At 63.3% G+C, this 23,817-nt stretch carries 19 protein-coding genes and 1 pseudogene; 15 read left to right on the plus strand and 5 right to left on the minus strand.

Going from position 1 to position 23,817, the window contains the following annotated elements; genetic code table 11:
* Nucleotides 1-171: 171 nt before the first annotated feature.
* Together AWU82_RS17600 and cueR are read left to right on the plus strand one after the other, a co-directional pair.
* A complete protein-coding gene (locus AWU82_RS17600) occupies nucleotides 172-2,562 on the plus strand; it encodes a heavy metal translocating P-type ATPase (protein ID WP_064379275.1) in 2,391 nt (796 codons plus the stop codon).
* Nucleotides 2,559-2,972 (plus strand): Cu(I)-responsive transcriptional regulator, encoded by a 414-nt coding sequence (gene cueR, locus AWU82_RS17605; RefSeq protein WP_011332302.1) that lies wholly within the window; start codon nucleotides 2,559-2,561, stop codon nucleotides 2,970-2,972. The genes AWU82_RS17600 and cueR overlap by 4 nt, the downstream gene beginning before the upstream one ends.
* Here the strand turns inward: cueR and AWU82_RS17610 are convergent.
* Nucleotides 2,926-4,143, minus strand: coding sequence for an MFS transporter (locus AWU82_RS17610; RefSeq protein WP_064379272.1), 1,218 nt, complete (start codon nucleotides 4,141-4,143; stop codon nucleotides 2,926-2,928). The two genes, cueR and AWU82_RS17610, sit on opposite strands and share 47 nt — an antisense overlap.
* 56 nt (nucleotides 4,144-4,199) lie before the next feature.
* Nucleotides 4,200-5,096, minus strand: a complete 897-nt coding sequence (locus tag AWU82_RS17615; protein WP_007958482.1) for a PA4780 family RIO1-like protein kinase — start codon at nucleotides 5,094-5,096, stop codon at nucleotides 4,200-4,202.
* Nucleotides 5,097-5,693: 597 nt separating this feature from the next.
* Between AWU82_RS17615 and AWU82_RS29575 the strand changes: the two are divergent.
* A pseudogene (locus AWU82_RS29575) lies at nucleotides 5,694-6,578 on the plus strand (PDC sensor domain-containing protein); the annotation flags it as partial.
* Between the two features lie 201 nt (nucleotides 6,579-6,779).
* Entirely contained in the window at nucleotides 6,780-7,484 is a 705-nt protein-coding gene (locus AWU82_RS29580) for a methyl-accepting chemotaxis protein (RefSeq protein WP_418333523.1), read from the plus strand.
* A 216-nt stretch (nucleotides 7,485-7,700) separates the two neighbouring features.
* Here the strand turns inward: AWU82_RS29580 and AWU82_RS17625 are convergent, their stop codons facing one another.
* Nucleotides 7,701-8,978 carry an acetyl-CoA C-acetyltransferase gene (locus AWU82_RS17625; RefSeq protein ID WP_064379268.1) on the minus strand — a complete coding sequence of 426 codons (1,278 nt, stop codon included), beginning with the start codon at nucleotides 8,976-8,978 and terminating at the stop codon, nucleotides 7,701-7,703.
* Between the two features lie 277 nt (nucleotides 8,979-9,255).
* Here AWU82_RS17625 and AWU82_RS17630 point away from each other — a divergent pair, with 277 nt between their 5' ends.
* The 4 genes from AWU82_RS17630 (at nucleotide 9,256) to AWU82_RS17645 (ending at nucleotide 15,103) form a co-directional block, all read left to right on the plus strand.
* Nucleotides 9,256-10,608 (plus strand): 3-oxoacyl-ACP reductase, encoded by a 1,353-nt coding sequence (locus AWU82_RS17630; protein ID WP_064379266.1) that lies wholly within the window; start codon nucleotides 9,256-9,258, stop codon nucleotides 10,606-10,608.
* A gap of 2 nt (nucleotides 10,609-10,610) precedes the next feature.
* Entirely contained in the window at nucleotides 10,611-11,465 is an 855-nt protein-coding gene (locus AWU82_RS17635; protein WP_064379265.1) for a MaoC family dehydratase, read from the plus strand.
* Between the two features lie 306 nt (nucleotides 11,466-11,771).
* Nucleotides 11,772-13,301, plus strand: a complete 1,530-nt coding sequence (locus AWU82_RS17640) for a collagen-like triple helix repeat-containing protein (protein ID WP_064379263.1) — start codon at nucleotides 11,772-11,774, stop codon at nucleotides 13,299-13,301.
* A gap of 134 nt (nucleotides 13,302-13,435) precedes the next feature.
* The gene (locus tag AWU82_RS17645; RefSeq protein ID WP_064379261.1) at nucleotides 13,436-15,103 is read left to right on the plus strand and encodes a ShlB/FhaC/HecB family hemolysin secretion/activation protein; all 1,668 of its coding nucleotides are present in this window, start codon (nucleotides 13,436-13,438) and stop codon (nucleotides 15,101-15,103) included.
* 509 nt (nucleotides 15,104-15,612) lie between these two features.
* Here the strand turns inward: AWU82_RS17645 and AWU82_RS17650 are convergent.
* The gene (locus AWU82_RS17650) at nucleotides 15,613-16,020 is read right to left on the minus strand and encodes a response regulator (protein WP_011332293.1); all 408 of its coding nucleotides are present in this window, start codon (nucleotides 16,018-16,020) and stop codon (nucleotides 15,613-15,615) included.
* Nucleotides 16,021-16,105: 85 nt separating this feature from the next.
* Nucleotides 16,106-16,306: a Flp family type IVb pilin gene (locus AWU82_RS17655; RefSeq protein WP_064379259.1), complete on the minus strand. Its 201-nt coding sequence runs from the start codon at nucleotides 16,304-16,306 to the stop codon at nucleotides 16,106-16,108.
* 337 nt (nucleotides 16,307-16,643) lie between these two features.
* On the opposite strand from AWU82_RS17655, the gene cpaB reads away from it, so the two are divergent.
* The 7 genes from cpaB to AWU82_RS17690 are packed head-to-tail and all read left to right on the plus strand — an operon-like array spanning nucleotide 16,644 to nucleotide 23,807.
* Nucleotides 16,644-17,582 carry a Flp pilus assembly protein CpaB gene (gene cpaB, locus AWU82_RS17660; protein ID WP_064379258.1) on the plus strand — a complete coding sequence of 313 codons (939 nt, stop codon included), beginning with the start codon at nucleotides 16,644-16,646 and terminating at the stop codon, nucleotides 17,580-17,582.
* A gap of 21 nt (nucleotides 17,583-17,603) precedes the next feature.
* On the plus strand, nucleotides 17,604-18,872 hold the full coding sequence (locus AWU82_RS17665) for a type II and III secretion system protein family protein (protein ID WP_064379256.1): 1,269 nt from the start codon (nucleotides 17,604-17,606) through the stop codon (nucleotides 18,870-18,872).
* Nucleotides 18,869-20,059, plus strand: coding sequence for a CpaE/TadZ family protein (locus AWU82_RS17670; RefSeq protein WP_064379253.1), 1,191 nt, complete (start codon nucleotides 18,869-18,871; stop codon nucleotides 20,057-20,059). The genes AWU82_RS17665 and AWU82_RS17670 overlap by 4 nt, the downstream gene beginning before the upstream one ends.
* Nucleotides 20,056-21,327, plus strand: a complete 1,272-nt coding sequence (locus tag AWU82_RS17675; RefSeq protein WP_064379252.1) for a TadA family conjugal transfer-associated ATPase — start codon at nucleotides 20,056-20,058, stop codon at nucleotides 21,325-21,327. The genes AWU82_RS17670 and AWU82_RS17675 overlap by 4 nt, the downstream gene beginning before the upstream one ends.
* 10 nt (nucleotides 21,328-21,337) lie before the next feature.
* Nucleotides 21,338-22,219, plus strand: a complete 882-nt coding sequence (locus tag AWU82_RS17680) for a type II secretion system F family protein (protein ID WP_064379251.1) — start codon at nucleotides 21,338-21,340, stop codon at nucleotides 22,217-22,219.
* Entirely contained in the window at nucleotides 22,216-23,106 is an 891-nt protein-coding gene (locus tag AWU82_RS17685) for a type II secretion system F family protein (RefSeq protein WP_064379250.1), read from the plus strand. The genes AWU82_RS17680 and AWU82_RS17685 overlap by 4 nt, the downstream gene beginning before the upstream one ends.
* An 11-nt stretch (nucleotides 23,107-23,117) precedes the next feature.
* Nucleotides 23,118-23,807 carry a tetratricopeptide repeat protein gene (locus AWU82_RS17690; protein WP_011332285.1) on the plus strand — a complete coding sequence of 230 codons (690 nt, stop codon included), beginning with the start codon at nucleotides 23,118-23,120 and terminating at the stop codon, nucleotides 23,805-23,807.
* The last annotated feature ends 10 nt before the right edge of the window (nucleotides 23,808-23,817 follow it).

Raw genomic sequence — 23,817 nt, forward strand, 5'->3', positions numbered from 1 at the left:
CTCTGCGTCCCAAAGCGTGACGCAGAGCGTCACAAGAGGCATTCCCACGCAGAGCGTGGGAACGATCGGGTACGAGGGCGGTGGCGGGTGGCGGGTGGCGGAAACTGGCGCTTGACCTTGCCAGCATGGCAAGGTTGATCCTGTAGGCCTCTTCTACAGGGAGTACGACCGATGTCCGATTCCATCACGTTCGATCTGCCCATCAGCGGCATGACCTGCGCCAGTTGCGCCGGCCGTGTCGAGCGGGCGTTGAGCAAAGTCAGCGGCGCCACTGCCGTCAGCGTCAACCTCGCCACCGAACAGGCCCGGGTGCAGGCACCCGGCGACAGCCTGCCGGCGCTGATGGAGGCGGTCGAACGCGCCGGTTACAGCGTGCCGCAGCAAACCGTGGAATTGAATATCGACGGCATGACCTGCGCTTCCTGCGTCGGCCGCGTCGAACGCGCCCTGAACAAAGTACCGGGGGTGAAGAGCGTCAGCGTCAACCTCGCCAATGAACGTGCTCATCTCGAATTGCTCGGCGCGGTCGATCCGCAAACCCTGATCGCCGCCGTGAGCAAGGCCGGCTATTCGGCCAGCCTCTTCGAACTCGAACACCAGACCGACAATCGCCAACAGCGCCTGAACCATGAGCGCTGGGCGCTGATCTGCGCGATCGCCTTCGCCTTGCCGCTGGTGCTGCCGATGCTGGTGCAACCATTCGGCATTCACTGGATGCTCCCGGCCTGGGTGCAATTCGCCCTCGCCACCCCGGTGCAATTCATCTTCGGTGCACGCTTCTACGTCGCCGCTTGGAAAGCCGTACGCGCCGGGGCCGGCAACATGGACTTGCTGGTAGCGCTGGGCACCAGCGCCGGTTATGGCTTGAGTCTCTACGAATGGGCCACCGCCGCCGGGCGCATGCCGCACCTGTATTTCGAGGCCTCGGCAGTGGTCATCGCGCTGGTGCTGCTCGGCAAATACCTGGAAAGCCGCGCCAAACGCCAGACCGCCAGCGCCATTCGCGCACTGGAAGCCTTACGGCCGGAGCGGGCAATTCAAGTCATCGATGGCCGTGAACAGGACGTCGCCATCAGCGCCCTGCGTCTTGGCGACCGAGTTCTGGTCAAACCCGGTGAACGCTTCCCGGTGGACGGCGAAGTGCTGGAAGGCCAGAGCCATGCCGACGAAGCGCTGATCAGCGGCGAAAGCCTGCCGGTGCCCAAACAGCCGGGCGACAAGGTCACCGGCGGTGCGATCAATGGCGAAGGCCGCTTGCTGGTGAGCACCACGGCGCTCGGTGCGGAAAGCGTGCTGGCGCGGATCATCCGTCTGGTGGAAGACGCCCAGGCCGCGAAGGCTCCGATCCAGAAACTGGTAGATAAAGTCAGTCAGGTGTTCGTGCCGACGGTTCTGCTGCTGGCCCTGGCCACGCTGATCGGCTGGTGGCTGTACGGCGCGCCGCTGGAAACCGCGCTGATCAACGCCGTCGCGGTGCTGGTGATCGCCTGCCCTTGTGCCCTCGGTCTGGCGACGCCCACCGCGATCATGGCCGGCACTGGCGTGGCCGCGCGGCACGGAATTCTGATCAAGGACGCCGAAGCATTGGAGCGTGCCCATGAAGTCAGCGCTGTGGTATTCGACAAGACCGGCACCCTGACCTCCGGCACGCCGCGCATCGCGCATTTCAGTGCGGTCGACGGTGACGAAAATGCCCTGCTGACAGCCGCCGGTGCACTGCAACGCGGCAGTGAACATCCGCTGGCCAAAGCGGTGCTGGATGCCTGCGCCGAACGCAATCTGACGGTGCCCGATGTCAGCGACAGCCAGTCCCTGACCGGGCGCGGCATCGCCGGCAGCCTCGACGGCCGGCGCCTGGCCCTGGGCAACCGGCGCTTGCTGGAGGAAAGCGGTCTTGACGCCGGAAACCTGAGCGAATCCGCCAAGGCGTGGGAAACCGAAGGCCGCACGCTGTCGTGGCTGATCGAGCAAAGTCCGGCGCCCCGCGTACTCGGCCTGTTCGCCTTCGGCGACACCCTCAAGCCCGGCGCGCTGCACGCGGTGCAACAACTGGCCGCCCAGCACATCCACAGCCACCTGCTGACCGGCGACAACCGCGGCAGCGCCCGGGTGGTCGCCGAAGCGCTGGGCATCGAAAATGTCCACGCCGAAGTGCTGCCGGCGGAAAAAGCCGCCACCGTCGCCGAGCTGAAAAAAACCGGCGTCGTGGCCATGGTCGGCGACGGCATCAACGACGCCCCGGCACTGGCCGCTGCCGACATCGGCATCGCCATGGGCGGCGGCACCGACGTGGCGATGCACGCCGCCGGCATCACCCTGATGCGCGGCGATCCTCGGCTGGTGCCGGCGGCGCTGGAGATTAGCCGCAAGACCTATGCGAAGATTCGCCAGAACCTGTTCTGGGCCTTCGTCTACAACCTGATCGGCATTCCGCTGGCGGCGTTCGGCTTTCTCAATCCGGTGCTGGCCGGCGCGGCAATGGCCCTGTCGAGCGTCAGCGTGGTGAGCAATGCGCTACTGTTGAAAACCTGGAAACCCGAGGACCTGGAGGACAACCGATGAACATCGGCCAAGCGGCCCGCCACAGTGGCCTGAGCGCGAAAATGATCCGGTATTACGAGTCGATCGGTCTGCTCAAGGCTGCCCATCGCACCGACAGCGGCTATCGCATCTACGGCGATGACGACCTGCATACGCTGGCGTTCATCAAGCGCTCGCGGGACCTGGGTTTTTCGCTGGAGGAAGTCGGCAAGCTGCTGACCCTCTGGCAGGATCGCCAGCGCGCCAGCGCCGATGTGAAGGCCCTGGCGCGACAGCACATCGACGAGCTGAATCAGAAGATCCGCGAACTCGGCGAACTGCGCGACACCCTGCAGGATCTGGTCGAGCACTGCCACGGCGACCATCGTCCGGACTGCCCGATCCTCAAGGAACTGGCGTCGGGTTGCTGCGCGCAACCCGCGCGTGCCTGAGCAACAGGGCTTTCATCGACAGCACAGTGGCGAGGGGAATGCCGTGGAACAACAGCACCACGGCACCCGGCGTCCACCACTCATAGAACGGCGCGGCGATCAGCATGCCGACGCCGAACCCGGTCATCTGCAACAGCGTCAGGAAACTGAAGATCGGCAGGCGCAAGGGCTCCGGCTCCCGTTGCAGGCGTGACATCAGGCCGACTTCCGAGAACCCGTCACCCAATCCGGCCGGCAGCGAAAACAGCAACAGACCGACAACGCTGTGCTGCTGGAACATCAGGATGAAGCCGCAGGACATCAGCAGCACGCCACCGAAATAGCGGCGCTCCAGATGAACGTTTTCCGAGCCGTTCAGGCGACTGGCGATCCGCGCGCCGAGCAGTTTGCCGGCGGCCCACACCGCGAGCATCAGGCCCAGCGTGGTGCTCGCCGAGTCCGGCGTCAGCAGTTTGGAGATGATCGGAAAACCGACGTTGTGCGCAGCGCTGCCAAGGGTGTCGGCCATGGTCACCGCCAGCATCGCCGCCACCACCGGAGCGCTGCGCAAGCCCTGGACCAACGCTGACCATTCGCTGCGCTCATCGCTTGATTCGGCCAAAGGCTCCGGTGCACTGAACCGCAGCGGCGCAATCAAGACTGCCGCCAACAGATAGGTCAGCGCATTCAGCGCGAACACCGTTTCAAAACCAAATCCCGCGACCAGCAACCCGGACACCAGGCTGCCACCGACCATCGCCATGGACGAGGCGGACGTGATCCACGCATTGGTCTTGAGCAACTGCGCCGGCTCGATCAAGCGCGGCAACTGGCTGTTGAGGCCGATGGCGAACATCGAATTGCCAAAGCCAAGGCCGAACGCGATCAGCGGCAGCAACAACGCCTGCTGACCGACCGGCACGATGAGCAACAGCCCGAGCACAGCGGCGCGCAGCAGATCGAAGGCAATCAACGGCAGACGGCCACTGCATCGACGATAGAACGCGGTGCCGATCAGACTCGCAAAGATTCCGCCGCCCACGCGACTGGCGAGAAAAATCCCCACGCTCATCGCGCTGTTGCTCAGCAGGTAGACATAAGTGGCCAGCGCAACCATGTTCAGGAAAGCGCCGAAATCGGAAATCAGCCGGGCTGTGATGATCAGCCGGGCATTGCGGGAGGTGGTGGTCACAATCAATCCTTGAATGTGTAAAACCCGGCCGAAGCCGGGTTTTCCCTTTCAGATGCTCACTGCATCCACGGTGGCGGAGGCGGTTCGTCGGACTTGCCCTTGGGCTCGTCGTCCGCCGCGCGGATGGCTTGCTTGCGCTCCTCATCCAGACGCGCCGCTTCGATCTCGCGCAGCACCCCGCCGACATCGGCCAGGTCCTCGGGATCGTCGAACTCGCCGGTCAGCACGCTGGCCGGGTGCAACGTACCCGCTTCGTACAGCGCCCACATTTCCTTGGCGTATTTGGTCTTCTTCAACTCCGGGGCGAAGCGACCGAAGTACGAAGCCATGTTGCCGACGTCACGTTCCAGCATGCTGAACGCGTGGTTGTTGCCGGCGGCGTCCACCGCTTGCGGCAGGTCGATGATGACCGGGCCGGTTGGCGTCAGCAGCACGTTGAACTCCGAGAGGTCACCGTGCACCAGACCGGTACACAACATCAGCACGATCTGCGAAATCAGGAACGCGTGATATTCGCGGGCCTGATCCGGCTCCAGCACCACGTCGTTCAGACGCGGGGCGGCATCGCCGAATTCGTCGGCCACCAGTTCCATCAACAGCACGCCGTCGAGGAAGTCGTAGGGCTTGGGCACTCGCACACCCGCGCCGGCCAGACGGAACAGCGCCGCGACCTCGGCATTCTGCCAGGCGTCTTCGGTCTCTTTGCGACCGAATTTCGATCCCTTGGCCATCGCCCGGGCCTGTCGGCTGTTGCGAACCTTGCGGCCTTCCTGATACTCGGCCGCCTGGCGGAAACTGCGTTTGTTCGCCTCCTTGTAGACCTTTGCGCAACGTAACTGATTGCCGCAGCGCACCACATAAACAGCTGCTTCTTTGCCACTCATGAGTGGACGCAGCACTTCGTCGACCAGACCGTCCTCGATCAGGGGTTCAATGCGTTTTGGAGTCTTCATCAGCTTTTATTGTGGGTCCTTTATTACCAAACACGCGAATGTCATTCGTTATACGGCAATCCTCGCATCACGGGGAGGGGTTGCCGACCTGTGAACCTGTGGATGCACACACTGTGCCGGATAAACCGGGCCGATCCGCCGCTTTATCGACCGCTGCGAATCATAGCCGAGGCTGTCGAAGTTGTTGGCGACAGGACTTGAGGGCATTTGCGACAGAATCTGACATCCCGCCGCACACAGCTCGTAAGAATTTTCTCTGCCGGCCTCAATTTCCCTCTCGTGCGGCCGAATTCCTCTGTGACAGAGGAATTTGTCCGACAATCGTTCCAAAAAAAATGTCGATGTCGCATCCAGGGAAACGGGTGAGAAATAGGTTTTTCGGCTGCCAATAACCGCGAGTCATCTGCACTGCGTGGGCCTACAAGAAAATCTGGAGCGCGGATGAACATCAAACAGAAGTTGACCTGGGCGTTTGCAATCATCGCCTGTTTGCCCGTGGTGCTGGTCGCCACGCTGGTAGTACTGAACCTGCGCAGCGATGCCCGGGACGATTTTGTCGACAGCAGCGGGCGCGAGATCCGTCAGGTCAGCAATGCCATGCAGCTGTTTTTCGACGGCATCAGCCAGAACGTCGATTACCTGGCGGCGCAACCATTGGTCAAAAACGCCGACGGCAGCGTGCGCAGCCGCATGAGCGCCAACGCTTCCGACACCTCGGATGGCGAGATCGACAAGCAACTGTTTGCACTGTTCGAGGGGCTGGCCAAATCCCACCCGGCCTACTCCTACGTGTCCTATGGATTGAACAGCGGCGGCTATGCCTTCTGGCCGGGCGATCCAAAGATGGCCAACTACGACCCGCGCACCCGCCCGTGGTACAAGACCGCCATGGCCAACCCGGGCAAGACCCTGCGCACCGAAGCCTATTACTGGGCCGGCGATGACGCGGTTCTGGTCAGCACCGTGCGCGCGGTCGCCAACCAGTTGGGCGCCCAGGGTGGCGTGGTCAACATTGACGTGTCGCTCAAGCAACTGACCGAGATCGTCAAACAGATCAAGCTCGGCGAAAGCGGTTATCTGATGCTGATGGAAAACACCGGCACGGTGCTGGTCGATCCGAAGCAACCGGAGCACAACTTCAAACGACTCGACAGCCTCGGCGACGGCTACGCGCAACTGGCCAAGGCCGGCAAAGGCCTGGTTGACATCGAGCTCAACGGCGAGCGTTACATGGCCAATGTCTGGCCGTCGGAACAACTGGGCTGGACCTTCATCGGCCTGATCAAACAGAACGAAGTGATGAGTTCCGCCACCCAACTGACCTGGCTGATCGCGATCATTGCGGCCGTGCTGGCGGTGTTTTTCGCGGTGGTCGGTGCCAGTTTCGCCAGCCTGATCGTGCGGCCGATCCGCAGCGTGGCCAGCGGTCTGGAAGGCATTGCCCAGGGCGAAGGCGACCTGACCAAGAGCCTCGACATCCGTGGCAGCGACGAAACCGCGCAACTGGCCAACTGGTTCAACCAGTTCCTCACCGCGATTCGCAGCCTGATCCAGCACATCGGCGGCGCGGCCGGAAAAATCCTCGCCACGTCTCAGAGTTCGACCCGGGTTTCCGGCGACATGGCCGAAGCGGCCGGGCGCCAGCGTGAAGCGGTGGACATGGTCTCGACCGCATTCCACGAAATGGTCGCCACCGCCAACGAAGTCGCCCGCTCGTGCAGCCAGGCGGCGGAGTCGGCCGACAGCGGCCAGCGCCAGGCCCGCGAAGGTCAGCAACAGATTGATGCAGCGGTGCACAGTGTCGATCAACTGAGCCAGGAGCTGGAGCAGTCCGCGCAGTCGATGCAGCAACTGGAACGCGACAGCAACGACATCCAGTCGATCCTCGGCACCATCCGCTCCATCGCCGAACAGACCAACCTGCTGGCGCTCAACGCGGCCATCGAGGCGGCACGGGCCGGTGAGCAAGGGCGTGGTTTTGCGGTGGTGGCCGATGAGGTTCGCGCACTGGCCAAACGCACGGCGGATTCGACGGCGGAAATCGACGGGCTGCTGGGCAACCTGGCCAAACGCACCAGCGCGGTGACTCAGCAGATGCGCGCCAGCCTTGATGTGTCGCAGCAATCGGTGGCACGCATCGGCGAAGCGCGGGAGAGCTTTGGTCAGATTCGTGAGTCGGTGGATGTGATTCGCGATATGAACACGCAGATTGCTACGGCGGCGGAAGAGCAGCATCAGGTGGCTGAGGACATCAATCGGCATATCAGCCAGATTCATGGTGATGCGCAGTTGGTGGCGGAACTGGCGAATTCGGCGCGGCTGGATTCGCAGAGTCTGGCGGGGTTGTCGAATGAGCTGGATGGGTTGGTGCGCAGGTTCCGGACTTGAGATTGGGGGGAGCCCTGAAAAGCGCCCTCACCCCAGCCCTCTCCCGGGGGGAGAGGGAGCCGAATCGGGGATGCTTTAGAAATCCGCCGACATGAAAGAACGTTGTTGAATCCATAATCGACACCGATCTTTCAGGTCGATGTATAACGCCAGACACCTCGGTCAGTCCCCTCTCCCTCCGGGAGAGGGTTAGGGTGAGGGCAAGCTTTTGCTCTTTTAGCGTTCGATGATCGCCGTCACACCCTGCCCCCCCGCCGCACAAATCGAAATCAACCCCCGCCCCTGCCCCGCCGCATCCAGCAACTTCGCCAGGTTCGCCACGATCCGCCCGCCCGTCGCGGCAAACGGATGCCCCGCCGCCAGTGAGCTGCCCTTGACGTTCAAGCGGCTACGATCAATCGACCCCAACGGCGCGTCCAGCCCGAGCCGGGTCTTGCAGTATTCCGGATCTTCCCAGGCCTTCAACGTGCACAACACCTGCGCAGCAAAGGCCTCGTGGATTTCGTAGTAGTCGAAGTCCTGCAAGGTCAGCCCATTGCGTGCCAGCAGGCGCGGCACCGCATAGACCGGAGCCATCAGCAGCCCTTCGGCGCCGTTGACGAAATCCACCGCCGCTGCTTCGCCGTCGCGCAGATACGCAAGGATTGGCAGACCACGCTCCTTCGCCCACTCTTCGCTGCCCAGCAACACCACCGACGCGCCATCGGTCAGTGGCGTCGAGTTGCCGGCGGTCAAGGTGCCCTTGGCGCTTTTCTCGAAGGCCGGTTTCAGGGTCGCGAGTTTTTCCAGGGTCAGGTCCGGGCGCAGGTTGTTGTCGCGGGTCAGGCCGAGGAACGGGGTCATCAGGTCGTTGTGCCAGCCTTCGCTGTAGGACGCCGCCAGTTTGTGGTGGCTTTCGAAGGCCAGTTGATCCTGTTCCTCGCGGGGGATGTTCCAGGTCTGCGCCATCAATTCGCAGTGCTCTCCCATCGACAGGCCGGTGCGCGGTTCGCCGTTGCGCGGGAATTCGGGGATCAGGTGTTTAGGGCGTAATTGCAAAAAGGTCTTGAGCTTGTCGCCGGTGGTCTTGGCGCGGTTGGCTTGCAGGAGAATCTTGCGCAGGCCCTCGCTGACGCTGATTGGCGCGTCCGACGTGGTGTCGACGCCGCCGGCAATACCGCAATCAATCTGGCCGAGGGCGATCTTGTTCGCCACCAGCAACGCCGCTTCCAGGCCGGTGCCGCAGGCCTGCTGAATGTCATAGGCCGGGGTGGCCGGCGACAGGCGCGAGCCGAGCACGCATTCGCGGGTCAGGTTCATATCCCGTGACAATTTCAGTACCGCCCCTGCGACCACTTCGCCGATGCGCTGGCCGTGCAGGTTGTAGCGTTCGATCAGGCCTTCGAGGGCGGCGGTGAGCATCACCTGATTGCTGGCGGTGGCGTAGGGCCCGTTGGAGCGGGCGAACGGAATGCGGTTGCCACCAATGATCGCGACGCGGCGCAGCTGACTCATGAAATGCTCCTTGTTGATTCAGACTCATGGAAATCCCTGTGGGAGCTGGCTTGCCAGCGATAGGGCCGGCACATCCAACACCTTCGGTGGCTGACACTCCGCCATCGCGGGCAAGCCCGCTCACACAGGGTCGGTGGTGTATTTGCTATGTGTTCGGCCACAAAAGCGCCGAGGGCAAACTACTCTGCTGTTCTAGCGTAGGCCTTATTGCGTGGATCGAACGATTGATTGCCCTTCGCAGTCCACACTTTGAACCCCATCTTCTGGAGAGCGTTCCATGTCTGACCGCTATATCGACTTCGCCAACTCGTCCATCGGCCACCGTCTGGTCGGAGCCCTGGGCCTGCCGTCGCCGGTGCGGCTGGAACGCTGGCAGGCCGGGCGCCTGCGGCCGGTGGAAGGTGCGCTGCTGATCGGCGGCGGGCCGCTGGCCGAACGGGTCAGTGCATTCGCCAATCGCCTGACCGACGCGATCTACCGCTACGGCGACCAGCCGGCGACCGCCATTCAATGGATTCCCGGCCATGGCCCGAAACTCAAGGCCGTGGTGTTCGACGCCAGCGATCTGCAGCACACCGACCAGCTCAAGCAACTGCGTGAATTTTTCCAGCCGTTGATGAAGAACCTCGACAGCAGCGCACATCTGGTGATCCTCGGCCGCGCCCCGGAAACCCTGCGTGACCCGTTTTCTGCCAGCGCACAACGGGCGCTTGAAGGTTTCTCGCGCTCGCTGGCCAAGGAGCTGCGCAGCGGCGGCACGCTGCAACTGATCTACGTCGGCGAAGGTGCCGAGGATCAGCTCGAAGGACCGCTGCGGTTTTTCCTCTCGCCGAAAAGCGCTTTCGTCTCCGGGCAAGTGATTCGTCTGACGGCCTGCGCCACTCAGGTCACCGACTGGACCCGCCCATTGGCCGGGCGCAAGGCGCTGGTCACCGGCGCGGCGCGCGGCATCGGCGCCTCGATTGCCGAAACGCTGGCTCGCGACGGCGCCGAGGTGATCCTGCTCGACGTACCGCCAGCCAAGACCGATCTCGAAGCCCTGGCCGCGCGCCTCGGCGGTCGCGCCATCACCCTCGACATCTGCGCCGAAGACGCCGCCGCGCAACTGATCGAACAGCTGCCGGACGGCCTCGACATTCTGGTGCACAACGCCGGCATCACACGCGACAAGACCCTGGCCAACATGACCCCGGAGTTCTGGGACGCGGTGCTGGCGGTCAACCTCAACGCACCGCAAGTGCTGACCAAGGCCCTGCTCGACAGCGGCACCTTGCGCGATAACGCCCGGATAGTTTTGCTGGCATCGATCAGCGGCATCGCCGGCAATCGCGGGCAGACCAATTACGCGGCGAGCAAGGCCGGGCTGATCGGACTGGCCCAGGCCTGGGCGCCGACACTGCTCGAACGCGGCATCAGCATCAACGCCGTGGCGCCGGGGTTCATCGAGACCCAGATGACTGCGCACATTCCGTTCGGCCTGCGTGAAGCCGGGCGGCGCATGAGTTCGCTGGGCCAGGGCGGCCTGCCGCAAGACGTCGCCGAAGCCGTGGCCTGGCTGGCACAACCGGGCACCGGCGCGTTCACCGGACAAGCGCTGCGGGTGTGTGGCCAAAGCGTTCTGGGGGCCTGAACATGACGATCGAATGGCACACGCTGCACCACGAGCCGAGCCTGCCGGGGCTGTATGCCCGGGCGGCGAGCCGACGCAAAATCACCGGCACCACCCTGCCCGCCAGCGGTTTGCGTTGCGCCGTCGAGGTGGAGGGCAAACGGCTGGCGGCCTATCGCAAGGTCTGCGGTTTCGCCGATGACGGCCTGCTGCCGCCGACCTATCCGCATATCCTGGCGTTCGCCCTGCAGATGCAGTTGCTGACCGCCAAAGAGTTTCCGTTCCCGTTGCTGGGGCTGATTCATCTGAGCAATCGCATCCGCGTATTGCGGCCGATGGGCGGGATCAGTCGTGCGCAAGTCAGCGTTCGGGTGCATAACCTGCAACCCCATCCCAAAGGCGCGACCTTCGAGCTGCTGACCTCCCTCGACGATCAACTCGGCCCGTTGTGGGAAGCCGAAAGCCAAATGCTCTGTCGCGGCGTGAAGCTTGAAGGCGAACCGGTCGAACAGGCCTGGGAGCCGGCGCTGCCGCTGATGCAAGTGGCGCAATGGAAGGCGCCGGCGGACATCGGCCGGCAGTACGCGAAAGTCTCCGGCGACTACAACCCGATCCACCTGAGCGCCGCCAGCGCCAAGCTGTTCGGTTTCCCAACCGCCATCGCTCATGGACTGTGGAACAAGGCGCGCACACTGGCGGCGCTGGCGGATCATCTGCCCAAGGCCAACCTTGAGGTCACCGTGCATTTTCGCAAACCGGTGCGCCTGCCCAGCGAGGTGAGCCTGTTCGCCAGCGCTGCCGGTTCCAGCGGTGAGTTGCGCCTGATCGGCGCCGGGGACCTGGAACACATGGTGGGCAACTGGCAGCCGGTGGCCTGACATCAAGGCCGAAAAAACCTGCTCAATTGTGTATATATCACTTAAGTTTTCCCGCGCCGCCCACACCGCACTCTTGAAAACCCAGCCTTGATTTTCAAGGCTTTTTTTTGCGCGCCTATATCCTCGGTATTAGTCGTTAGGCCGCACTCGCAGCCCCCTGCATAAAGGCGTTAATACCAACTTGAGAATGGCGTGGAACCGGGCTTGCGACTGATATGAGCACAACGGACGAGGGTACTGCCGGCAACAGAATCGGCGGGCCATCGAAGACAACAAACGTTGTGACAGGTGCAAGGAATAACGCTCATGAAAACTCAGATGAAAGCTCATGCGGCATGGTGCAAATCGGCAACGGCACTGGCCCTCATTCTCTCCCTCGGTCTGGCCGGTTGCAGCAGTGGCGGCGGCGGTCATCACAGCAGCTCCGGCAGTTCTTCTCCAGACAGCTCGACTGCCGGTACGGGTGGCACGGGCGGTACCGGTGGCACAGGAGACACGGCAGGCACTGGCGGAACCGGCGGCACGACGACCCCGACGGATCCAACCAACCCGACCAATCCCACCGACCCGACCAACCCGACCAATCCAAGTACACCGACACCCTTGGTCACCACCACGCTGGTGCAGGACGTCGGCAATACCGTCAGCGGCGTCGGCGATGGCGTCGGCCAGGTCGGTGACTCCCTGAGCGGCGTGCCTGTCGTTGGCGGCGTGGTGCAAAGCGCGGCCCGGACTGCCGGCAACGTAGTGACCACGCTGGGTGACGGCGTAGCCAACGGCATCGGCAAACTGGCAACCACCGACAATGGCCTGGGCGTCACCGCTTCGGCGGTCGGCGGCGTGGTGCAGGATGTGGGTAACGGCGTGTCCGACCTGAGCGGCAAACTGGCCACTGCCACGGGCAGCGTTCCCGTGGTCGGCGGTGTGGTGACCAAGGTCGCCCCAGTGCTCAACGGGGTCGGCGAAAAGGTCACCATGCTCGGCGACACCCTCAGCACCGCCACCACCACCGGCCCGCTCGGCTCGGTTACCAAAGAAGTCGGCAGCAAACTGGTGCCGGTGATTGCCATGGTCGAAAGCACCACGGACAAACTCGGTACGGCTACAGGGCTGGGCGCGCCGTTGAACGGTTTGGTCCAGAAGGTCGGCAGCACGGTTGACGGCGTGGGCGACAAAGTCACCGACGCCGGCAACGGCAACGCCCTGACCAACACTGTCGGCGGTGCCTTGAGCAATGTCGGCACCGCTGTCGGCAAGGCCGGCGGGCTGGTGGATAACGGGACCGGTTCCGGAACGGGCGTCGGTGGCGGCCTGGGCAGCAATGGCCTGCTGCAAACCGTAGGCGGCGCCGTGGTCAACGTCGGCGCCAGCTTGAGCAGCGGCAACGGCACCCTCGCCGCACCGGGTGGCGTGCTGGCGGCGGCCGGTAATACCGTGGCCTCGCTCAACACCGTGCTCGGCGGTTCGGGCTCGCCGATCACCAGCCCGACCACGCCCCTGGCAACCCTGGGCAACAACGTGGGTGCCGGACTTGCGCCAGTCACCACGGCGGTCACCAGCCTGACCCAGAACGTCGGCGCCGCCACCGGGCTCGGTACTCCGGTCGCAGGTCTCACCGGCCAGGTCGGCGGTGCCGTCGGCAATCTCGGCAACACGATTGCCAGCACCAACAGTAATCCGGTCGTGGCGGCGGTCGGTAACACAGTCACCACAGTGGGCAACACGGTCACTGCGGTCGGCGGCCTGGTCAACGGTGGCACCGCCACCGGAACCGGCGGCGGACTGGGTGGCGTCCTCGGTGGTCTCACCGGGACCCTGGGCGGCAACAATCGCTGAATTGCACCTGGCCGATTCGACGGCCGAACCTACAGCGCCTACGCTTGGTTGAGGGCGGAAGATTCCCACGAGTCTTCCGCTTTTTTCTTGGGAGAAAACCCGCCCGGTGCCGGGGGTTGAACATGGAGTGTCCTATGCGCGTTATGGCATCCCTGCTGTTTGTCAGTCTCAGTTCCACAGCCCTCGCCGATACCCTGCCCAGCTTTCTCAACAGCAACGAAACCATACGCAATCTGCCGGTGCCCAATTTGCCCGCCGACGCCTACCGGCCGAATGCCGCGCCGCTGCAAGTGCCGGAGCCAGGGGCCGCCGCCGAGCCGTTGATGATGAGCACCAAGATCAAACTCACCACTGTGCAGATCGAAGGCGGCACGCTTTACCCGCTGAACGAACTGGCAGAAATCTACAAACCCCTGATCGGCCGCGAGAGCAGCCTCGCCGACCTGATCGAGGCCACCCGCACGATCACTCGACGTTATCAACAGGACGGCTATCTGCTGTCCTACGCCTTCCTGCCACAGCAGACCTTCGATGACGGCGTGGCGCGCGTCGTACTGGTGGAAGGCTATGTCCGGGACGTGCAGATCGCGGGCGACGTGGGACGGGTCAAAGCCCTGCTCGACCGACTGGCCGCCAAGCTCCAGGCCGAGCGCCCTCTCACACGCAAGACGTTCGAGCGCTACACCACACTGATGACCCGCATTCCCGGCGTGACGATCCAGGCCCAGGTGCCACCGCCCGGCACCACCGATGGCGCAACCACACTGATCGCCCAGGCCAGCCGCAAACCGTTCACCAGCACCCTGAGCACCACCGAAGACAACCGTAACGGCACTCAGGCCCTGCTCGGGGTCAGCAGCAATTCACAAACCTCGATGGGCGAACAATTGACGTTCAGCGGCCTGTTTCCACCGGGGGATGATCACGAGCATTACTATCGGCTGGACTACAACCAGTTCATCAACGACGAGGGTGCGCAACTGAGCCTGTCGGCCTCACGCTACCGGGCCGATCCCGGCACCAACGTGCTGCTGAACAACGGCCTGGAACTCAAGCCGCATCGCGAAAACGACCGTTACTCGCTCGGCTTCAGCCTGCCGCTGATTGCCGCTTCGGATGAATTGCTGACCGCCGGATCGCGCCTGTACGCGGTCAACGACAAGACCCGCTACAACGTGATCGGCTACCCGTTGAGCGTCGAAGAGCGCACCGACATCCGCGCTCTCGCCTTCGAAAGCGACTGGCGCAAGGCCGATGCCCGGCAACTGCGCATTCTCAGCGGCGGCGTGTATCAGGGCTTGGACAGCCTGGGCGCGCGCACCAACAACAGCGCCATCGACCTCGATTTTTTCCGGGTGCGTCTGTCGGGGGTGCAGAGCGACAAGTTCCTTGATAACTGGCAAGGCGTACTGTCAGCCGCGTTGTATTGGAGTGACGACACCCTGCCCGACAGCGAGCGCGCCGTATTCGGCGGCCAGAACTTCGGCCGCGGCTATCCCGACGACCAGGCGTCCGGCGACAAGGGCTGGGGCGTGGCTTACGAAATCAACTACAGCTTCAACCGCGACGGCAACTGGGTGCGCATCCTGCAACCGTACTTCGTGCTCGACCGCTCACGCAGCTGGTTCAATGAATTGCCGGTGCAGGCCAACAACCTGTCATCGGCGGCGTTCGGCCTGAGATTCGGTGACGCCAAGTACTACAACATCGCCCTGGAAGCCGCCAAGGCGATGTCCGATGAAGCGCTGGATACGTTCAACCGCAGACCACGCTACAGCATCAGTTTCAGTTACCAGTTGTAAGCCGCTTGATCGCCGGCGAATCCCAGATCGGAACGCAGAGCGTCCCAGGCTGCATTCCCACGCAGAGCGTGGGAACGATCAAACAAAAGCAGTCCGCTTTCGCTTATCGCTTATCGCTCCTCACCACTCAACACAATGAGCGTTAGCTCGAGTACCGCTTTTGATCTACGGGCGACGTCGGAAGGCTGAGTGGAGGGATTCATCCGGGGGTGGGAGCGCAGCGACCGTTTGGCGAAGCCAAACACATCGAGAGGAGGTGCAGCGAAGCAAACCGTAGGCGATGCCCCCGGATGAAACCCGGAACGAAGGAACCCCGAGCCCCAGAGAGCGGGCCGAACGCAGGAGCAAGCGTTTTTTTGCTTACTTTTTGACTGGGCCGGCACTCCGGGCGTTTGTCAAAAAAGTGAGTCGCCGTAAGGGCGAAACCGCCAGCAGGCGCACCCGCAGAAACGGATATTCACCCAAAACCCCAACAACATGGTCGGCCCAAAGGCCGCCAAGTCAAACCCTCAAGAAACATTCACCCGAGGCTTGGGAAACAGATTATCCAGCGTCTCAAGCAACCGAACGTGATAAATCGGCTTGCGAAACAGATCCAGTACCTGCAACCGCAGCATGTCGCTCACATCCTCCATGTCCGCATGCCCGGAAGTCACAATCACCGGTAAATGCTGGCGCGAGGTGTGTTCGCGCAATCGCTTTATCAGCGACATGCCGCTTTCCTCCGGCATGCGCAGATCGGTAATCACCAGCGCGATATCGGGATGCCGGGTCAAATGATGCAGGGCCAGTTTCACCGAGGTCGCGGTATGACAGACAAAGCCCTCCCCCTCCAGCAACTCCGCCAGTTCCAGCAGTGCGTCCTCCTCGTCATCGACCAGAAGCAACTGTTGGCGGGGCGTATGGGAGAAAGACATAGGGCGATTCCTGCGATGGACTAAGCGCTGACGTTAGAACCCCTTGGGCGCATTCGCAAGTTGCCGGCCATGGCTGCCTACCCGATCAGAGTGCGGCCTGAATGGTGTTGAACATCGTGGTAATGGCGGTCGAGATCGGTGTCACGAATGCGGCCAGCGCCACCGCCACCATACTGGCGATGATCGCGTATTCGATACCCGAAGCTCCTTCGGTGTCCTTGACCAGGCCTTTGTAAAAAGTGATCTGGGACTTGATTGTCTGCACGGCTTTTTTTGCGAAGGACATGACTGATTCTCCTTGAAGGCACCGGGTGTTATGCGTTCGCAACATGATTTCCCCGTGCCAGCATCAGCATTGTCGGCAATGTCCGGACCTACAACTGTAAGAACGGATTAACACCAAAGTATTAGCGACCCATACAACGGCAAAAAACCATGTTTGGCGCTTTAGTCCCCTGCTTTCGGCGGATATTTCGGCCCGCGTAATGGCATTTTGTTCGGGCTGCGCTACCGTCAAATAGCGAAATAGTTACTCGTTCATAGCTGCCTGATTGCGAAGTTATCTCGTTGGACGTCACGGGTTGTTGCAAGAGACAGAGCGCAGCGGGAAAGGGAGAGCCGTCATGAACAGTCGCGTCACTCTGGGTCTGGCCGGCATTTTGCTGCTGGGTGCCGTCATCGCCGGTTACTGGGGGCTCACTTTGAGTCGCCAGGCCCCGGCTGCCGAACCCGTGGTTGCCGCTCCTGCCAACCCGATCGCCCCCCCGGCACCGGTAGAAGATCCGACTCGCCAGCCGGTGGTGGTGCTGGTGCGCGATATCGCACCGTTCGTGACCATCACCGCCGCCGATGTCGCCGTGGAAAAACTGCGCACCGCCCCCGCCGGCAGCCTGGCCAGCGTCGATCAGGTGATCGGCCGCACACCCTGGCGCGCCCTGTCGGCTGGCACCTGGCTGACCCAGGAAAGCTTCGAAGCCGGCAGCCCATTGGCGCGGATGATTCGCCCCGGCGAACGCGCACTCGCAGTGGCGGTCGATGAAGTGATCAATGCCGGCGGGCAACTGGCGCCGGGAGACTATGTCGATGTGCTGCTGTTCTTGCGCAAGGATGAGAACAACCCGCAGCCGAGCGCCCAACTGGTGGTGCCTGCCGTGCGGGTGCTCGGCGTGGGTAATCAGATGGGCCTGACCAACAGCGGCCAACCCGCCAGCCCCGCCCACAGCGAAGAAGAAAGACTCAAACAGGAACAATTGCGCACCGCCGCCCGCAGCGTTGTGCTCGCGGTGCCTGAGCCGTTGCTCAACCGCCTGATGCTGGCCTCCAGCGCCGGCGTATTGCGGCTGGCCGTGCGCAGCGCCGACGAGCAGCAACTGGCGCGCTACTGGGCCGGCGACAACAACGTCGCCGCTAGCCTCGACAGCCCTCGGCGCGCGTTGATCGAGTTCAGCCAACTGTCGTTGACGCCGCCCCCCAAACCCATGGCGGTCGCCAGTCAGACTGCTCCAGGAAAACCGGCCGTGGAAGTGATACGCGGCACCGAATCCGCCGAACCCACGCACTGAATCGAGCAAGGATGCACCTCCATGCGCAAACGCTTTACGCTCCTGTTCCACTGGCTGCAGTTTTCCTTGCTGAGCGTGGCTTCGATCGGCAGCGCGGCCGCCGCTACCGGCAACTGCGCTGCGCTTGCGCCGCTGCCGGCCGTGCTGGAAATCGGCGAAGGCCTGCAACAGGCCGTGCAATCGCCGGTGGCGATCACTCGGGTGGCCGTGGGCGATCCGAAGATCGCCGATGTGCGCGTGACCGGCGATCAGGGTGTGTTGCTCACCGGCGTCGGCCCCGGCGCCACCACGTTGATGATCTGGACCGCCTGCTCCAGCACACCGCGTCAAAGCATGGTGTTCGTGCAGGGCAAGGCCAGTGCGGCGATGACTGCCGCGGCGCTGCCGTCCAGCAGCGAACCGAACCTGCCCTCGCAAGTGCAGACCGACATCCGTTTCGTCGAAGTCAGCCGCACCAAACTCAAGGAAGCGGGTACGTCGATCTACGGCAAGGGCTCCAACAACTTTCTGTTCGGCGCGCCGGGCACCGTGCCGAACACCGGGGTCACGCCGGGTGTGGTGCCGCTGTTCAACATCGATCCCCGCATTGCCGCGCCGAGCATCCCGCTGGCCAACGACATGTTCAACATCGTCTGGGGCGGTGGCAGCAGCAAGTTCCTCGGCATCGTCAATGCATTGGAAGGCAGCGGTTTCGCCTACACCCTCGCGCGGCCAAGCCTGGTTGCCTTGAGCGGACAGAGTGCGAGTTTCCTCGCTGGTGGCGAGGTACCGATTCCGGTGCCCAGCGCCAACAGCAACAGCTACTCCATCGAGTACAAGGAATTCGGTATCCGCCTGACCCTGACCCCGACCGTGGTCAGCAACGACCGGATCGCCCTCAAGGTCGCCCCGGAAGTCAGCGAGCTGGATTACAACAACGGTGTCACCATCGGCGGAACAACCGTGCCGGCGTTCACCATTCGCCGCACCGACACCAGCATCTCCCTGGCCGATGGCGAAAGCTTCGTCATCAGCGGTTTGATCAGTACCCGCAATGCCTCGGAGGTGAACAAGTTTCCGGGGCTGGGCGACATCCCGGTACTCGGCGCGTTTTTCCGCAACTCGTCGATCAACCGCGAAGAACGCGAACTGCTGATGATCGTCACCCCGCACCTGGTGCAACCGCTGGCCGTCAACGCGCCATTGCCGTCGTTGCCCGGCGAGAAACTGCGCAACTACGACCCGAACTGGTATCGCCTGTACTTCCTGGAAAACGGCAACTTCGATAAACGCAGCGGGTTATCGCAATGAGCCAGAGCCTGAGCCAGACCTTTCTCGCCATCACCCGCAACACCACCGATCTTGAGTGGCTGCAAGGCGCGCTGGCGCCGCTGGGCCAAGTGGTCAGCGCCGGTGGCGGCAGCCTCGACGAACTGCTCGCGCTGGTCGACGTGACCTTCGCCAGCCTGGTGTTCGTCGGCCTCGACCGTGAACATCTGGTGGCCCAGAGTGCGTTGATCGAAGGCGTGCTCGAAGCCAAGCCGATGCTGGCGATCGTCGCCCTCGGTGACGGCATGGACAATCAATTGGTGCTCAACGCGATGCGCGCCGGTGCCCGGGATTTCGTGGCCTACGGCTCGCGTTCCAGCGAAGTCGCCGGCCTGGTGCGACGGCTGAGCAAACGCCTGCCGGCGGTCACGCCGAACACCCAGCTCGGCGGATTGACCGTTCTGTACAGCATCCAGAACAACGCCGACGGTGCGCTGCTGGCCAATCACATGGCGCTGGTGGTGCAGAAGAGCGGCCAGCAGACCTTGCTGCTTGACCTTGGCCTGCCGCGCGGCGACAGCCTGGCCCTGCTGGGGCTGGAGAGCTCGTTTCATTTCGGCGATGCGTTACGTCACCTGCGCCGCCTCGACGCGACCCTGATCGACAGCGCCTTCACCAGTGCCGAGGCCGGGTTGCGCATTCTCGCCTACGCCCTCGGCGACGAACCGCTGGAGCGCACCAGCGCCGCCGAGCTGTACATGTTGCTCAGCGCCCTGCGCCAGCACTTCCAGCACATCGTGGTGAACCTCACCGGCCAACCCGACAGCGAAGCGCTGCGCACCTTCGTCAGCCATTGCGACAAGCTGCTGTGGTACACCGACCAGAACGTCCTCGACTGTCGACGCAACCTCGCAGTGCTCAATCTGTGGCGCGAAAAAGGCATGAAGCTTGATCACGGCCGGCTGCTGGTGGATCGCTACCTGCGCAATGTCGCGCCGGACTCCGACACCCTCGGCAGGACCTTCGGCCTGGAAGTCATCGCAGTGCTGGCCTACAGCCCGGAAGTGCGCCTGAATGCCAAGAACCAGGGCGTGACCCTGTTCGAACTGGCCCCGCGCGAAGCCATCAGCCAGAGCCTGCGCACCCTCGGCGAACGGCTGGCCAAGCGTTCCGAAGGCCTGGCCAAACCCAAAGTCACCTGGTTTGATCGCTTGCGAGGCAGCTCATGAGCAGCGAGCAATTGTTCGGCGGACCACAGCGCAACGCCACCGGCAACACCGACCACGACGGCCTGAAACTGGTGCTGCACCGCTACATCATCGACGCCATCGAAGAGTCGGGAAAAAACCTGCTGGAAGGCTCGCGGCAAGTGTTATCGCAGTTCGTCATCGACAAGGTCGGCGAATATATCGCTCGTCTGCATCTGGCGATTTCCCGTTACGAAATGGAGCGTCTGGCCGAAGAAATCGTCGACGAACTGACCGGTTTCGGCCCGCTGGAAGTGCTGTTGCGCGACAGCGCCGTGACCGAGATTCTGGTCAACGGCCCGCACCGGGTGTTCATCGAACGCGATGGCGTGCTGCACCTGAGCGACCTGCGCTTCATCGATGCGCACCACGTCGAACGGGTGATGCAGCGCATCCTCGCCCCGCTCGGCCGGCGCCTCGACGAGTCGTCGCCGATGGTCGATGCGCGCCTGCCCGACGGCAGCCGGGTCAACGCGATCATCCCGCCGATTGCCCTCGACGGCCCGTGCCTGTCGATCCGCAAATTTCGCAAGGACATGCTTAAAAGCACTGACCTGATGGCGATGCAGACCATCGATCAGGCGATCTTCGACTTCATCGCCGAAGCCGTCGGCAAGCGCTGCAACATTCTCATCAGCGGCGGCACCGGCACCGGCAAGACCACCTTGCTGAACATTCTCAGCCAGCTGATCAACCCGCACGAGCGGCTGGTGACCATCGAAGATGTCGCCGAATTGCAACTCGGCCATCCGCATGTGGTGCGCCTGGAAACCCGCCCGCCGAATGCCGAGGGCCACGGCGAAGTGAAGGCCAGCGACCTGATCCGCAACGCCCTGCGGATGCGCCCCGACCGGATCATCCTCGGCGAGATTCGCGGGGTCGAAGTGGTCGACGTGCTGACGGCGATGAACACCGGCCACGACGGCTCGATGAGCACGGTCCACGCCAACAACGCACAGGACGCGCTGCTGCGCCTGGAAACCCTGGTGGGCCTGACCGGACGCACCATTGCCGAACGCACCCTGCGCCAGATGATTTGCGCGGCACTCGACGTGATCATTCAACTGACGCGCATGCCCGACGGCCGCCGCTGCGTCAGCGAAGTGGTGGAAGTGGTCGGGGTGCGCGACGACATCTACGTCACCAACACCCTGTTCCGTCTCGACCGCCGCACCGGTTTCGGTTTTCTGCGTGAAGCGGTCAACCCGGCCGGTGACAAGTTGCGCCGCGAACCGGCGCTGTCACCGTGAGGGCTCCGACATGCTCAAACCGCTGTTGCTGATCCTGATCTGTATGGCGTTGCTCGGTCTGTCGCTGCGCCTGTTCTACAACGGCTGGCGCCAGAGCGGCACCGAACGGGTACTGGACCGCTTGAATCAGGGACAACCGCGACTGCTGGCGGAGAAACCGCGCTGGGCGGGACTGGAGCGCGCCTTTTTGCGGGCGGGTCTCGGTCACCCGGATCGTCTCGAATTGTGGTTGCTGCTGTGGGCCTTCGGCAGCGTGATCGGCCTGGTCATCGGCGGCTGGATCGGCTTTTTGTTGCTGCTGGTGCTGCCACCGCTGGCGCTGCGCGTTTACGTCATTTGGCGCTATCAGCGACGGTTGCGACGGATGATCGAACAACTGCCGCAACTGCTCGACCACACGGTGCGCAGCCTGAAATCCGGACGCACCCTGGCCGACGCGGTACTGGGCGCGATCGACGCCAGCGAAGACCCGCTGAAAAACGCCATGGGCCGGGTGCAGCGCAACGTGCAATTGGGGGTGAGCCTGCCGGAGGCCGTGGGCGATGTGGCCGAGCTCTATGAAAAGGACGAATTGCGCCTGTTCGCCGTCGGCCTCAAGGTCAATCACCGCTACGGCGGCAACGCCAGCGAACTGCTGGAAAACCTGATCCGGATGATCCGCGAACGTGACCAGGCGTCCCGCCAGTTGCGCGCCATGACCGGCGAAACCCGCATCACCGCCTGGGTGCTCGGCCTGCTGCCGGTGGGGCTGGCCGGGTACTTTCTGCTGTCCAATCCCAAATACCTGATCGCCATGTGGAACGACCATTCCGGCCAGATGATGCTCGCCAGCGCCTTCGGCCTGCAGGTGATCGGCAGCCTGTTGCTCTGGCGGATGTTGCGCAGCCTATGACCATGCCTCTGATGATCAGCGCGATGTTGATGCTGGGCGCTGCACTGTTGCTGATCAGCGGCCTGCTCGACCGCCGTCGTCGCGCGCGGCAGGTCACGCGGCGGCTGGAAGGTGCGCTGCTGCGGGACAATCGTTTCGGTAACCTGCTGCAGGTGCTCGGCAGCAGTACCCTCGGCCAGCGCGCGGTCAAACTCGACAACGAAACCCAGACCCTGCTCAACCGCCTCGGCTGGCGCAGCGCCCGCCAGCGATCACTGTTCGCCGCCTGCCAGATCGGCTCGCCGCTGCTGTTGCTGACTGTGGCGGTCTTGCTGCAAGGGGTGCTGTTTCCTCACATCGAGCGTCAATGGATCGCCCCGCTGTTCGCCCTCGGCATCGGCTACCTGTTGCCCAAACGCCTGCTGGCGATGGCCGCCGCCCGCCGGCAAAAACAACTGGCCACGGAAATCTCCACCTTCATTCCTTTGCTGCGCATCCTGTTCGAAGCCGGCATGGCCGTCGAGCAGGCGTTGCGCGTGCTCAGCCATGAAGGCCAGACGTTGCTGCCGGTGCTGACCCAGGAATTGCGTCTGGTGCTGGCCCGGGTCGACTCGGGCCTGGAGCTGGGCGAGGAACTGAACAAGGCCACGCGCCTGCTGGCGGTGGACGAATTCACCGACACCTGCGTGATCCTTCAGCAACTGCTGCAACAGGGTGGGGGCGCGATGAAATCGCTGCTGGCGCTCAAGCAACTGCTCGATGACCGACGCCTGACCAGGCTGCAGGAATACATCTCGAAAATGTCCGCCAAAATGTCCGTCGTGATGATGATGTTTCTCTTCCCGGCGCTGCTGATCGTCCTCGCAGGCCCGGGCTTCAGTGCCCTGGCGCGGGCACTGGGCTCATAGAAGGAATCGCCATGAAAGCAATGATTGCAAGCTTGACCCTGCTGATGCTCGGCGGCTGCGCCAGCAACGGCCAGACGCCGTGGAGCGCCCTGAACCCGAACGCCGGTTGCGGCCCGTTGAGCCAGGAACAACAACTGTCGATGACCCTGGCCGACGACATGGCCAAGGACGGCAAACTGCACGCCAGCCTGGCGAACCTGCAAAGCCTGCCGGACAACCTCGCCGACGTCCGCCTGCGCAAGGCCAAGGTCTATCGCCTGCTGGGGCGCAGCGAAGCCGAGCCGTTGTATCGCGGCCTGCTCGGCAGCTGCCTGGCCGCCGAAGCCGAACACGGCCTCGGCCAGCTCGCCGCCGCCCGCGCCGACTACGGCCAGGCCCAGGCCCACCTGCAACGCGCCGCCCGCCTGGCCCCCACCGACGAAAAAATCCGCAACGACCTGGGCGTGGTGTACCTCAACCAACTGCGCATCGAAGACGCCCGCTTCGAATTCCTCACCGCCATGGAACTCAAGCAGAGCGATTCACTGGCCGCCCTGAACCTGGTGACGCTGCTGCTCTACCAGGACGACTGGACCCGCGCCGCCGAACTGGTCAGCCGCCTGAACCTGAGCCCTGAGCAATTCAACGAGGCCCAGACCCGCGCCCAGAAACTCAAGACCCCAAGCCCCGTCACCGCAGCCGCCACCGCGATGCTCAAGTAAGGAGCCCCGC

The organism is Pseudomonas glycinae (assembly GCF_001594225.2).
GTDB lineage: Bacteria > Pseudomonadota > Gammaproteobacteria > Pseudomonadales > Pseudomonadaceae > Aquipseudomonas > Aquipseudomonas glycinae.